General features: G+C 74.5%; 9 protein-coding genes. 4 read left to right on the top strand and 5 right to left on the bottom strand.

Annotated elements, in window-relative coordinates; all coding sequences use genetic code 11:
* Window positions 1-100: 100 nt before the first annotated feature.
* The 4 genes from ABD944_RS22975 to ABD944_RS22960 all read left to right on the top strand — a co-directional run bounded on the left by ABD944_RS22975 (window position 101) and on the right by ABD944_RS22960 (window position 6191).
* Window positions 101-1273 (top strand): lytic transglycosylase domain-containing protein, encoded by a 1173-nt coding sequence (locus ABD944_RS22975; RefSeq protein WP_345179633.1) that lies wholly within the window; start codon window positions 101-103, stop codon window positions 1271-1273.
* Window positions 1274-1334: 61 nt separating this feature from the next.
* On the top strand, window positions 1335-1919 hold the full coding sequence (locus ABD944_RS22970) for a hypothetical protein (protein ID WP_345179631.1): 585 nt from the start codon (window positions 1335-1337) through the stop codon (window positions 1917-1919).
* Window positions 1920-2000: 81 nt separating this feature from the next.
* Complete coding sequence (locus ABD944_RS22965; protein ID WP_345179628.1) at window positions 2001-3764, top strand: type IV secretory system conjugative DNA transfer family protein; 1764 nt, start codon at window positions 2001-2003, stop codon at window positions 3762-3764.
* Window positions 3765-3911: 147 nt separating this feature from the next.
* Window positions 3912-6191: a protein kinase domain-containing protein gene (locus ABD944_RS22960; RefSeq protein ID WP_345179626.1), complete on the top strand. Its 2280-nt coding sequence runs from the start codon at window positions 3912-3914 to the stop codon at window positions 6189-6191.
* Here ABD944_RS22960 and ABD944_RS22955 read toward each other — a convergent pair.
* From ABD944_RS22955 to ABD944_RS22935, 5 genes are all read right to left on the bottom strand, one after another.
* On the bottom strand, window positions 6167-8389 hold the full coding sequence (locus ABD944_RS22955) for a transglutaminase TgpA family protein (protein ID WP_345179624.1): 2223 nt from the start codon (window positions 8387-8389) through the stop codon (window positions 6167-6169). The genes ABD944_RS22960 and ABD944_RS22955 overlap by 25 nt on opposite strands.
* Window positions 8377-9513, bottom strand: coding sequence for a DUF58 domain-containing protein (locus ABD944_RS22950; RefSeq protein ID WP_345179623.1), 1137 nt, complete (start codon window positions 9511-9513; stop codon window positions 8377-8379). The genes ABD944_RS22955 and ABD944_RS22950 overlap by 13 nt, the downstream gene beginning before the upstream one ends.
* Before the next feature lie 3 nt (window positions 9514-9516).
* Window positions 9517-10503 carry an AAA family ATPase gene (locus tag ABD944_RS22945; protein WP_345179620.1) on the bottom strand — a complete coding sequence of 329 codons (987 nt, stop codon included), beginning with the start codon at window positions 10501-10503 and terminating at the stop codon, window positions 9517-9519.
* A 13-nt stretch (window positions 10504-10516) separates the two neighbouring features.
* Window positions 10517-12442 (bottom strand): NHL repeat-containing protein, encoded by a 1926-nt coding sequence (locus tag ABD944_RS22940; RefSeq protein ID WP_345179618.1) that lies wholly within the window; start codon window positions 12440-12442, stop codon window positions 10517-10519.
* 290 nt (window positions 12443-12732) lie between these two features.
* Window positions 12733-13176: a DUF4352 domain-containing protein gene (locus ABD944_RS22935; protein WP_345179617.1), complete on the bottom strand. Its 444-nt coding sequence runs from the start codon at window positions 13174-13176 to the stop codon at window positions 12733-12735.
* Window positions 13177-13306: the final 130 nt, after the last annotated feature.

The following is a 13306-nucleotide window of genomic DNA, read 5'->3' as shown; positions in this document are numbered from 1 at the left end:
GACGGTGGCGGCTCGGCCCTCCGCCCCCGGCGGGAGGGTCGGCGACGTCACCGCCGATCTGGGAGGGCCACATCATCAACTGTTCCGGGAATGATCCCCGATGGTGACCTTCAGCCTGGGCAAGCTGATCTTCAGGACGGGCTGCTTCGGGTCGATGGCCATCGCAGCGCTCCTGGTCGCGGCGATGTTCGTGGCGGTCCAGAACATCCTCGCGCCCGGCGCCACCTTCGCCTGCGGACCGGCGAATCCCGACGGCCCCGACCTGCTGAGCCCGGCGCCCAAGCCGAGCCGGACGGGCGGCCCGACCGTGGCGCCGGTGGTCTACCGCCGCGCTCAGGCCGGAGGGTCCCTCGACGCCGGAGCCGTGCGGAACGTCGCCGCGGCGGCCAAGGCCCCCACGGACAGCATTCCCGCCAACTACGTCCAGCTGTACAAGGCCGCGGGCCCGAAGTACGGCATTCCCTGGTACCTGCTCGCCGGAATCGGAAAGGTGGAGACCGACCACGGGCGGTCCAAACTTCCGGGCGTTTCATCGGGGGAGAACTACGCCGGCGCGGGCGGTCCGATGCAGTTCCTGCAGAGCACCTTCAACGCTTATGCGGTCGACGGGAACAACGACGGTAAAAAGAGCCGCTACGACCCGGCGGACGCAATTTTCAGTGCCGCGAACTATCTGCACGCCAGCGGCGCGCCCGGTGACACCAGAAAGGCGATCTTCGCCTACAACCATTCCACGGACTATGTGAACCTGGTGCTGTCGTGGGCCGAACGCTACGCGGGCGGCAAGTTCTCCCTCGGCGGTCAGAACAATGCCGGAGCATCATGCGCCTCGTTCGGCGACGGCGGCAACTGGAAGCCGGGATCGGTCTGCCCCGCGGGCGGGGGCATGGTCGAAGGCAACATCACCAAGCGGACGGCCTGCGTCCGCGACCAGATCAAGACCCTGTTCGGCGTCCCGCGCGGGATCGGCTGCTACCGCGCCAACGGCGGCATCCCCGGTGGGGGCGAACACCCCCTCGGCCGCGCCTGCGACTTCATGATCAGCTCAGGGGCGCCGAACGCCCGCGAGGTCCAGCTCGGCTACGACATCGCCAACTGGGCCAAGGCCAACGCCGGGCGCCTCGGCATCATGTACATCATCTACCGCCAGCACATCTGGAATCCCGACAGGGCCGGCGAGGGCTGGCGGCAGATGGAGGACCGCGGCGGCCTGACGGCCAACCACTACGACCATGTCCACATCTCCGTGCTGGGCGACGTACGTGCTGCCTGACCACGGGGCCGCCCGGCCGCGCCGCGGCACGCATCCGCCCGCCGCCCTTCGGAAGGAGCCCATGGCCGCCCCCGGACGCCCGCCGCGCATCGTGTTCCTCGCCGCGCTCACCTGCGCCCTCGCCTCCTGCGGGACGCCCCGGGCCACACCGGCCCCCAGCACCGCCCCCACCAGCGCGATCTCCTCTCCGCCGCCTGCGACCGCGTCCCCGAAAGTGCCCGGCGGCCTGCCCGACCTCACCCGGCTCGACCACTACGACGCCACGGCGGTGTCCAAGGCGGCGCTCACCCTAATGTGGCTCGTCGACTCCACCACCGATCACAGCCAGCGCGACGCCTACCAGCGAGCGATGCCCCTTCTGGACGACTTCTACAAGGTGTCCGTCTCCGACCAGCCCGGCGGCGTCGTTCCCGGGCAGTGGAGCGAGCACCATGCCTACGCCAAGGTCCGCCTCACCCGGCGAACCCCCGAAGGCGACGTCCCCGCCGACACGCCCACGCTGGCTCACCGGGGATGGGGGATCACCGTCACGCCCACCGGCCGGGACGGCTGGAAGGGCTCCCCCGTCCACGCCACCGCGTTCGTCACCCTCCGGCGCAAGGATCCGAGCGCCCCGTGGCGCGTGTCGGCGGTCGGAACCGCTTGAACCGGACATCACGATTGAGGAGGCTCTATGGCCGGCAATGACGACGACGACGTTTACGTGGTCTTCATAGGTATTGGCTTTGTGAGCGCGCTGCTGGGCGGGGCGAGCAGTTTCCTGACGTGGTTGGCGGGCCAGTTGTCCGGGGTCCTTTCGGGCGGCGGATGGCCGGATTCCAGCCCGACGGACTGCCTGCGCATCACCTACAACCTCGTGCGCCATCCGAACGATCCGCGCGGCGCGTGGCCGCCCGCGGCGGCGGCGGCCCTGGGGTCGGCCCCGATCTTCTTCGGCCTGCTCGCCGTGCTGCTCCTGGCGATGGCCCTCGGCGCCTACGTCCTGATCCGGCTCCTGCTGAACTGGCGGCGCCACCGGACGTGGCGCCGGCTGCGGCTGGGCTTCGCCTCCGGCTGGGAGGTCCGCAAGCTGCTGAGCGCCCGGACCGTCCAGAGCAAGGCCGCACAGGTCCGGCCGTCGACGCAGAACGTTCCCGCGCGCTCGGTGAAGCCCGAGGACGTCGGGTTCTACATCGGCCGGGACATCAGGTCCCGGCGGAAGCTGTACGCGTCCCTGGAGGACACCGCGATCATCCTCGCGGCGCCGCGGCAGGGGAAGGACGTGCACTTCGTCACGCCGTTCACCATCGACGCGCCCGGCCCCTGCATCGTCACGTCCAGCCGCCGCGAGACGTTCATCAACACGGCCATGGTGCGGTCGCAGTTCGGCGAGGTGTACGTCTTCGACCCGTTCAACTGGACCGGCTGGCCGAACCGGATGCGCTGGTCGCCGCTGCAGGGGTGCGAGGACCCGAACGTGTGCGCGGTCCGGGCGGGCACGCTCGTCCAGACGAGCGGTTTCGACATCGGGCACGAAGGCGGCAGCCTGCTCGGTGGCATCATGACGATCATCCGCTGCCTGCTGCACGCCGGCGCGATCGGCCGCCTCAACTTCCGCGAGGTGATGCGCTGGGTCTACGAGGCCAACGGCGAGGAGGCGCTGGAGATCCTGCGCCAGGGCGAGCGCGAGGGGCGGACCGCCCCCGGTTATACCGGGGCGCTCGAGTTCAACATGCGGAACGAGAGCATGTGGTCCGGAGTGATCCAGGTCATGTCGTGCTTCTCGCAGCCCGAGGTGCTGGCGGACTGCACGCCGGACCCCGGTGAGGAGTTCGACTTCCGGAAGTTCCTCCAGGGCCGGAACACCCTGTACTTCGTCTCCAAGAAGCAGAGCGACTGGGGCGGCATCGCCCCCATCGTCACGACCATCATCGAGCAGTACTTCCGCAGCGCGCGCGGCACGGCGATGAAGAATCCGAGCGGCCGCCTCGACCCGCCGCTGACGTTCGAGCTGAACCAGGTGGCCGACATCTGCCCCCTCGGCGGCCTCGCCACCTACATGGGCGAGTCCGGCGGCTACTCGATCAGCGTGCACGTCTACCTGACGTCGCTGGCGGAGGCCCGCCGGGTGTGGGGCACGGACGGCGCCGCGTCCCTGTGGGACAACGCCACCGTCAAGATCATTTCGGGCGGCTCCGGCACGGTCAAGGACCTCTCCGACCTCGCCGACCTCGTGGGCAAGCACGAGGGAAAGCACATCCTCACCCCCGAGGAGCTGCGGACGATGCCGTTCGGCCGCGCCGCCGTCGTCGCCGGCACCGCCCGTCCCGTCGAGATGTGGCTCACCCCCTGGTGGAAGCGCGGTGACCGGGACGCCATCGCGAGGGGCAAGGCGGCGGCCGAGGCGATGATCCAGAAGATGCACGCCGGTCAGCCGGCCCCGACCGCCACGCTCCACGACGTGGCCGCGCCGGGCGACGAGGAAGGCGACGAGTCCGCCGTCGTCTGGTGAGATCGAGCGGCGATCGGGAGCCCGAGGAGGGTTGCGCAATGACGGCGCGCACGGACGTCTAGAAGGGATGGGCTATACATTCGTCGACAGGTCAGCGAGGAGGGTCCCTGTGCCGACGTCCGACCTTCTCGTCCGGGGCCCGAGGTAATGGTCACCGCACCGAACCTCATCGTGGCGGGGAACCCGGACCTCGCCCAGAGGCTGCGCGCCACGGGTCGTTTCCCCGCCGTGTTCGACGCCGCCTCCGCCAGCGGGCTGCGTGACCTGTCCAAGAGCGGCAGGGTCCGCGCCCCGGCGGCGTTCATGTTCGCGCCGGACTTCGAGGAGGACCTTCCGGAGGCCGGTGTCCCCTTCCTGGCCGACAGGCTGGCGGCGAGCGGCCACACCGTGATCGTCCACGGTTTCTTCACCGAGCGCGGCGACGTCTTCGCCCCCGAAGTGATCGCGACGGCGAAGCCGCTGACCCTGGCGGAGCTGCTGGAACTGCTCGGCGCCCCCCGGTCCGAGCCGGCGCCGGGCCCGGCGGGGACGACGTTCACCTGGCCGTCCGACAGCCCCCCGCCCGAGCTGAGGGTCGCCGCCGCCCCCCGCGCCGACTCGTCGAGCCTGCTCCCCGGGTACGGCGGGCTGTCGATCCTCCGTCGCGGCGCCGGCTCGGTGACCTACCGCGCCGTGCACGAGGAGTCCGGCGCCGAGGTCGCCGTCAGGGTGCGGCTCGACGGTTCCGAGACCCCGGCGGAGGAACTGGCCGCCCTCGAACGCGCCTCCCGCGGCGAGCACCTGGTGAGCGTGCTGGAGAGCGGCCGCGCCACGAGCGGGCAGCGGTACACGGTGGCCGTGTACTGCCCCGCCGGCGCTCTCCCGCCGGAGCCTCTGCCGATCGCGGACGCGGTCGGGACCGCCGTCGCGACGGGCCGGGCCCTGCAGGCGCTGCACGACGAGGGACTGGTGCACGGCGACGTCCGCCCGAGCCGGATCATGCGGGGCGAGGCGGGACCGCTGCTCACCGGTCCGGCGACCGCGCGGGGACTGGCGGCGCACACCGCGCCGGGCGTCCTGGCGCCGGTCGCCCGGGACCGCGTCGAGCCCGGGTTCGCCGCTCCGGAGGCGCTGCTGGGGCGTCCGCAGACCGTGCAGGCCGACGTGTACGGGCTCGGCGCCACCCTGTGGGGCCTGCTGGCCGGGCGCGCTCCCTTCGCCACCGGCGGCGGACGCGCCCCGGACGAGGCGGCTCCCCGGGTGCCGCGCGACGACGTGCCGGAGTGGCTCGGGAACGTCCTCGGAAAGGCGCTGGCGAGCGAGCCCGCCGACCGGTACCCGACGGCGCGTGCGTTCGTCGAGGCGCTGGAGGAGGGGCTCCGCGCCGTTCCCCCGCACGACGTCCCTGGGGAATACGCGCCTTGGTCGCCGTGGGACAAGGCGGCACCGGAGCCCGTTCCGGCACCGGCCGCCGTCCCGGAGCCGCAGGTGCCTCTCGCTGACCAGGAGGTGCACTTCGCGGAACCGCAGGCGCCCTTCGAGGACCAGCAGGTGCACTTCGGGGGGCAGCAGGCGCCCTTCGAGGATCAGCAGGTGCACTTCGGGGGGCAGCAGGCGCCCTTGGAAGACCAGCAGGTGCACTTCGCGGAACCGCGAACGCCGTCGGCGGAAACGCAGGTCTCCCCGGGAGGGCCGCAGGCGTCCTTCGCGGAATGGCAGGCGGCCTTCGCGGAACAGCAGGCGCCGTCCACCTACGAGCAGATGCCGTTCGAGGGACAGCAGGCGCCGCCCCCGCAGCAGTATGCACAGCCCTCGTACCGGCACGTGCCCTTCGAGGAGCCGCAGGCGCCGCTCACGGAATTCGCGGACCAGCCGCTGCACTTCGCGGAACCGCAGGGGCCTTTCACCCCGCAGGGGGAGCCCGCGAAGTCGCAGCGCCCCCGGATCGTGCTGCTGGCGCTGGTGGGGCTCGTGCTCGCCGCGGTCGTGTTCAGCGTGATCGCCCTCCTGACGGGCTCAGGCTCGGCCGATCGGCGCCGTGCGGACCCGCCCGCGGCGTCGCCGCCCGCCTCGCAGGCTCCCGCGTCGCAGGCTCCCGCCACCCCCGCGCCCAGCTCGGGCTCGCCGACGCCCACGTCCACCCCGACGGCGGTGCGGCCGGAGACCAAGTTCAGCCCCAGCCAGGTGCAGATCGTCGACAACCGCGTCTCGATCGAGATCAGCTGGAAGGACGCCACCGGCGGCAAGGCCGCGTACTACGTGGTCGGCGGTCCGGCGGGGCGCACGCCGTCCACCATGGCCAACGTGCCGGCGGGGACCGCGAAGGCCACGATCCTCGCCCTGAACCCGAGCGTGGAGTACTGCCTGACCGTCGTCGCCGTGCTGGACGTCGACCGGGTCGCCTACGCCAAGCCCGTCTGCACTCACCGCGGCAAGCGGGAGGGCTGAGCCGCCCACAGCGGCGCACGCGGGTCCCACCACCAGAGCAGGCGGCGCGGCAGCGGCCGGGAGCGGCGCAGCGCGGCGGTCACGGAACGGACCTCCGCGACCGTGAACGCGGCGTCCTCCAGGGTGACCGAGCCCCCGTAGCGGACGGCGTTCACCAGGCGGCCCACCCTGCGCAGCCGGGCGAGGTCGGTGCGCGGCAGTTCCCGCGCGAGCCGCTCCGCCATCTCGACCGGGGTGGCGGACGCGGGAACGGGCAGCCCCGCGACGCGCGTCGCCACCAGCAACTCCGTCCAGGCCGCCCGGATCCGGTCGGGCGCGGCGCCCCGGCGCAGCCGCCGGGACCGGATCGCGCCCAGCAGCGGCGCCCCGATCAGGAAGGCCAGCAGGACCAGCGCCGGGAGAACGAGCAGGCCCTCCGGGCCCGAGCCCGAACCCGAGCGCCCGCCGCCGCCCGCACCGCCCTGGTCGCCGAGGTCCTGGGCGTCGGGACCGTCGGACGGCTCATCGCCTTCTTCGATCCGCTTCCCGGAACCGGTCTGGGGGGACGCCTGCGTACGCTCGCGCGGGTTCGGGTCGTAGGGCACCCAGCCCAGGCCCCGGAAGTAGATCTCGCCCCAGGCCACCGCGTCGCCGGTGCGGACCACCCGTTCGCGGTCGCCGCTGCCCGGCCCGAACCCGACCGCCACCCGGCTCGGCAGACCGGCCGCCCTCGCCAGCACCGCGAACGCGCTGGCGAACTGCTCCGACGTCGCGCCGCCGCCCCGGCGGCCCGGGGCGACGAGCAGCTTCGCGAGTTCGGCGTAGCCGTGCCCGCCCGGGGCGCCCGGCTTGAAGGTGTAGGAGGCGCGCAGGTACGCGGCGAGGCGGGACGCGCGCTGGTGCGCGGTGCCGTCCCCCGCGGCCGCGAGGGCGATCTCCTCGAGCTTGCGCGGCGCACCGGGCGGCAGCCGGAGGTAGCGCTGGTACTGCTCGCCGGAGTCGATCACGGCTCCGGCCGCCTGCGAGCCGCTCCACTCCGGGACCTCGCCCGTCGCGGCGTACCTCCGCCCGGCCACCGGGCCGTCCGACGACAGGAGCGTGCCGGACTCCTGGTCCTGCTCGACCGCGAGACCGTCCACCCGGGTCGGGATGCCGGGGACCGGCACCCAGCGGCCGGGCAGCCTGCCGACCGAGACGCGCACGCTCGTCCGCACCGTCTTCGGAGGCATGTCGGCGGGAGGGAGCAGGGTCGCCCCGCTGGGAAGGTAGGTGCTGTCGGGCAGCCAGGTCGGCCCGGTGAACTCGGAGAGCACGGCCCACCGCAGTTGGGTCTTCGGCCCCGACACGTTCAGCAACGGCGCATCGGGCTCGGCCGACCAAGCCGAAAGGTACGCCAGGGGGTTGCGTTCCTCGGCCGGCGCCTCGGGGGCCTCGGCGGCCCGGCGGGGATCGGCCGCCTTGACCGGCCAGTCGTCCAGCATGCCGGACCCGCCGACCGCGGCGACGGCCCCGGGCAGGGCCACCGCGCAGGCCACCGCCGCGACCATCGCGCCGACGCGCGCGCGAGGGCGGCGGCGGGCGGGCGCGGGCCCCGCGTCCGCCAGGTCCGGAACGCGGACGGTGAACCCGGCGCTCGCGGTGTCCGGACGCGCACGCGGTGCGGCGGGCAGCAGGACGGCGGCGCCCGCGGCGACCAGGGCGGCCGACCAGTAGCCGGGCCCGGCCGCCTGCGGGTTGAGCGCCGTGGCCCCGCACAGGAGCAGCGCACCGGGCAGCAGCGCGGGCAGGACGCGCCCGTCGCGGCGCAGCACCGTCGCGATGGCCGCGGCCAGCCAGATCGCCGCCACCGGGAACGCCAGCAGGTCCACGGTCACCGGGGCCCGCGGCGAGGTCGTGAGGATGCGGGCGCCCGAGTGCAGCACCGCGTCCGCGGCGCCCGGCACCGGTCCCTTGACCGGCCCCGGGGCCCAGGAGGCCAGGACGACCAGCCAGACCGCGGCGACGGGCAGGCCCGCCAGGATCGCGGCGGGTCCGAGGCCGCGCAGCATCCGGTACGCGGCCGACGTCACCGCGACGGCGAGGGCCGCGGTCACCGCCAGCACCGTGAACGCGGGAAGGGGCCGGTCGTACCCGGCCGCGAGCAGCGGCGCCGACGCGGCGGAGGCCAGCGCGACGGCGGCGGACGACAGCGCGGCCCGGATCCGGTTCACTGCGCCCACCAGCGGCTCTCGTTCCACCGCTCGGCGAAGCCGGCCGCGTCGGCCGCGCGCAGCAGCCGCACCCCGGCGGGCGGCACGAGGCCCCCGCCGTCGCCGGGGCCGATCAGGCCGACCAGGGAGACGGTGTGCCGCGCCGCGAGCAGCCGCATGGCCGCGGCGGCGTCCTCGTCCGCCGCCGCCGTGGACAGCAGCACGATCGCGCGCCCCGTCGGGGCCGAGCGCAGCCCCGCGCAGGCGCCCGGGAAGTCCGCGCCGGGCCGCGCCGCCGCCTCGGCGAGCACGTCCAGGTGCGCGACGACCCCCGCCGCCGCGGCGGACCGCACACCGCCGGCCAGCCGCAACTCGACCGGGACGTCCGGGCCGGACCGCACGATCGACGCCGCGGCCTCCACGAGGGCGTCCAGTTCGTCCGGACCGTACCGGTCGTCGACCAGCAGGGTCATGCCCGTGCCGGCGGAGTCGGCGTGCTCGCGGACCATCAGGCGCCCGCGGCGCGCCGACGTCCGCCAGTGGATCTGCCGGACGTCGTCGCCGGGCGCGTGCTCGCGCAGCCCCGCGAACGCCCCCTCGGAGGCCCGGACCGACGCCGACGAGGTGTCCCGGCCCCCGCCGCCCGCCGCCGGCACGGGGGCGAGGTGGTGGTGGCGCGGATGCACCAGCAACCGCACCGGCACGTCGTCGGCCGCCCGGACCGCGCGCGCGAGCCCCAGCGGGTCGGTGCGGACCAGGCTGAGCGGTCCCGCCTCCACCACGCCGCGCCGCCGCGGGGTCAGCTCGTACCGGATCCTCGGGCGGGCGAGGCCCAGGGGAAGGACGACCGGATCACCGATCCCGGTGACGCGCTCGGCGACGGTGGCGCTCCCGGCGCCCTTGCCCGCCGCGACGTCCAGGACGACGGTCACGGGTTCTCCGGCGCGGACCCGCGACGCCGTGATCCGGCGGCCGACCCGGGCGGCCGGGAGCCGGCCGGCGAGGGCCATGGCCAGCGCGACCGCCGGGAAGGCGAGCGCCCCCAGCGCACCGGGCGCCGGGTAGCCCAGGCCGAAGCCCCAGCCGCACAGGACGGCTCCGGCCGCGAGCAGCGCCCAGCCGCGGGCGGTGGGGCGGAGGGTGCCGCCGGCCACGGCCTAGCCGTTCCCCTGCGCCGCCGGGACGGGGACTTCGGCCAGGACGCCGTCCAGCAACTCCGCGGTCTCGGCCGCGCCCGCGGCGCCCGAGAGCGGCACCAGCCGGTGCGCCCAGACCGGGCGCGCCAGGGCCTTGACGTCGTCCGGGGTGACATAGCCGCGGCCGTCGGCCAGCGCGTAGATCCGCGCCGTCCGGCACAGGGCGATGGAGCCCCGGAGGGAGACGCCGGCCCGCAGCTGCGGATGCCGCCGGGTGCGCTGGGCCAGTTGCAGGACGTACCGGTTGACGGATTCGGCGACGGCGACGCGCTCGGCGGCGGCGCCGAGCCGCGCCATCTCCTCGCCGATCAGCACCGGCGCCAGGTCCTCGGGCTCGGTCAGCGACGAGCCGCGCAGCAGCGACAGCTCCGCCTCCTCGCCCGGGTACCCCAGCGACAGCCGCATCAGGAAGCGGTCGAGCTGCGCCTCGGGCAGCGGGAACGTCCCCTCCAGGTCGATGGGGTTCTGCGTGGCCACCACCAGGAACGGGCGCGGCACCGGGTGCGCCTTCCCGTCCACGGTGATCCGCCCTTCCTGCATGACCTCCAGCAGCGCCGACTGCGTCTTCGGGGAGGTCCGGTTGACCTCGTCCACGATGACGACGTTGGCGAACACCGGGCCCGGATGGAACTCGAACTCGCGGCTCCGCTCATTGAAGATCGTCACTCCGGTGACGTCGGACGGCAGCAGGTCGGGCGTGCACTGCACGCGTCCGATCTTCCCGCCGGTCACCGCCGCCAGGGCGCGCGCCAGGGTCGTCTTGCCCATGCCGGGCAGGTCCTCCAGCAGGACGTGCCCGCCCGCGGCGAACGCGGTGAGGATCAGCCGCACCGTGGCGGGATCGCAGCGCGCCGCCGACTGGATGCCGGAGGCCATCCGCTCGAAGGCGGCGGCGGCCAGCAGCGCCTCCTCGTCGGGCAGCGCCGGCGTCGCGGTCGTGGTGCTCACTCATTGCCCTTCATTAGCCGCAGTTGCCCCAGCCCGCCGAGGCGCTGGCGCCGGAGGCGCCGCCCGAGTACCGGACGCAGTCGCCCGGCGCCAGGACGAAGACCGGTCCGGCGTAGTACTTGAACGAGCCGTTGTCGGAGGCGACCTTGCCGCCGTTCTGGCTCTGGAGGCGGACCCAGACGTTGGTGGCCTTGCCGATGTCCGCGGTCTTCATCGTGACCGCGCAGTTCTTCTTGGTGGACGCGCTGTAGAGCTGGTAGATCCGTCCGCCCGCGAACGACGACGACCGCTGGACCTGGTAGTTGCCGCCCGCCGTCGCGTTGCAGACCTGCGCCGGCGTGTACGGGTTGCGCGTCTGGGTGGGCTTCGGCTTCGGCTTGGTCGGGGTGGGCTTGGGCGTCGTCGGCCTGGGGGTGGTCGGCCTCGGGGTCGTCGGCCTGGGGGTGGTCGGCCTGGGCGTGGTCGGCCTCGGCGCGGTGGGCCTGGTGGTGGTCGGCCTCGGCGTCGCCGGCCTGGTGGACGTCGGCCTGCTCGTGGTCGGCCTCGGCGTGGTCGGCCTGCTCCCGCTGGGCGATGCCGTGGGCGTGCGCGAGGGCACCCGTGGCGACGGAAGGTGCGGGCCGGGCGTCGCCGACGGCCGGGGCGCCTCCGTGCGGGGGTCCGCAGGCGGCGTCGCGGGGGTGGACGGCGGCGTCTCGGGTCCCTCGGAAGGGGGGTCCGGCTCGAACGGGTCCGGGAAGACCGGATCGGCGGGCGGCGCCGGCACCGGCGGCGGACTGCTCGCCCCGCCGCCGGGCTTGTGCGGGCGGCCTCCGCCGCGCCCCGGCCCGCCCGGGTACTTGCCGACCTTGCGGGCCACACCGTCCCCGCCGACGACCAGGGCGTCCGTGCTGCCCGGCGAGTTGACGAACAGGTTGCCCTCGCGGACCTGAAGCTCCATGTCGCCGCGCCCGGCCGGCATCGACAGCATGCCGGTCTGCCGGCCCGCCGGTTCGAAGACCCGCACCTGCCCGGTCTCCCGCACGGGCAGGTACACCTTGCCGGCGAACGGCACGGCGGGCTCCTGGACGGGATCGGTCAGGGGGAACGACCGCACCGGGCCGCCCTGGCGCACGTCGCCCAGCGTGACCACCGCGCCGGCCGCGGGCACGGTGACCGCGGCGAGCGCGCCGTGGGTGCGCGCCGGCACCATGGCGCCGACGAGCGACACCGGCGTCGTGACCCGGCGGGTGCCGCCGCCCGTCGCGACCACCAGTCCGCGCCCGTCGCGGTCGACCACGAGGGCGCCCTCGTCCAGCACGGTCATCGCCAGGTCGTGATCGGGCGGGGCCGCCTCGGCCGTGCGGACGACGCTGGGGCCCTGGGCGGCGACCTTCACGGCGAGGACGGTGCCCTGCCGGGGCGCGGCGACCCACAGCAGGCCGGCGTCGTCGAACTCGCCGCCGACCAGCGGGCCGGGCAGTTGCAGGACCGGGCCCACCGGCCGCAGCGTGGCCGGGTCGAGCGCGCGCACCGCGCCGGTCGTGCGCTCGACCAGCGCGGCTCCGTTGGAGCCCATCGCCAGGTGCGGATCGCCGCGGGTGCCGATGTCCAGCCGTCCCGAGAAGCCCAGGCCGTTGAGGTCGAGCGACGACACGCGGCCGGTGTCCAGGTCGTGGATGAGAAGGAACCGGTCGTTCTGGGTCACCTGCACCCGGTGGCCGCGGGCGTCGGTCACCTGGCGGCGCTGCTCCACCCGGCCGCTGTCGGGGTTGACCCGGTCCACCTCGCCCGCCGTCCGGCTCCACAGCCAGGCGCTGCCGTCGGTGGCCGCGACGGCGAGGCCGACCCGCCCCCCGCCCAGCATCGTGGCGAGCAGCAGCACGGTGACCAGGGCCGCCGCGGCCCACCAGCCGACCCGCGAGCGGGCCATCTCGACGCCCTTGTTCTGCGGCTTCACGGCCACTCCTTCGTCCGCCGCCGCGGCAGGAGCTCCTCGGAGCGCATGTCGACGGCCATCAGGACAGGTCTTCTCCACAGGTCAGAGACGTTCCGCGGCCCGGTCGGCGAACGCCCGGACCGCGGCGGCGCCGGTGACGCCATGGACCCGCCATCACCGCACCGACACCGCTTACACGACACCGTCCGGAGTCCTGTCGATCTTGCAACCGCGAAGACCGCGAAAATCGCCGCGCGGCAAGGTCAGCTCGCTGCGTCCCGCCTTCCTCGGCCGCTGCCGACCCGCGTCGCTCAGCCGGCCTTGGCGGCGATGCGCACGCCCTTGCTCAGAGCGGCGTCGTGAAGGACCACCGAGACCGGCTGCGCCGTGGCGGCGATCTCGAAGATCAGCATGCCGTTGAACCTGGCGCCGGGAGACAGCACCTCGGCGAGCGAGGCGGTGCGCGCGTCCGCGGTGCCGCTCCGCGGCATCGCCCGCGCCTCGTACGACGTCCCGCCGTCGTCGATCAGCTTCTGGTGCTCCGCGGTGAGCGTGCGGGTCTTGGTCCCGGTGTTGGTCACGGTGATCCTGACGCGGCACAGCTTCTCGCCGAAGTCGGGCTTGAGGCCGCGCACGGTGACGCCGCAGGCCGTCGGGGACGCCACGAAGGTGAACTGGCCGTCCCTGGCCGGCGTGTTCTGCCGTCCCTCGACGGGCTGGAAGTAGCGGTACCCCGCGACTCCCACGACGATCATCAGACCGATGACCACGACGGCGGCGGTCAGGCAGCCCGTGCAGCCGCGCCCGCGTCGCCGCCGCGGGGCCGCCGGGGCCGCCGCCGGAGGCTGCGTCGAGGGCGCCGCGGGCGGCGGCGGCATGGGCCTG

Origin of the sequence: Actinomadura verrucosospora, from assembly GCF_039540335.1 — a bacterium.
GTDB classification, from domain to species: domain Bacteria; phylum Actinomycetota; class Actinomycetes; order Streptosporangiales; family Streptosporangiaceae; genus Spirillospora; species Spirillospora verrucosospora.
This window is presented reverse-complemented; position numbering and strand designations above follow the sequence as displayed.

Excerpts from the sequence above, each read along its gene's own strand:
- ABD944_RS22970 (WP_345179631.1), top strand. The coding sequence starts at position 1,335 with ATGGCCGCCCCCGGACGCCCGCCGCGCATCGTGTTCCTCGCCGCGCTC.
- ABD944_RS22960 (WP_345179626.1), top strand. The coding sequence starts at position 3,912 with ATGGTCACCGCACCGAACCTCATCGTGGCGGGGAACCCGGACCTCGCC.
- ABD944_RS22935 (WP_345179617.1), bottom strand. The coding sequence starts at position 13,176 with ATGATCGTCGTGGGAGTCGCGGGGTACCGCTACTTCCAGCCCGTCGAG.
- ABD944_RS22975 (WP_345179633.1), top strand. The coding sequence starts at position 101 with ATGGTGACCTTCAGCCTGGGCAAGCTGATCTTCAGGACGGGCTGCTTC.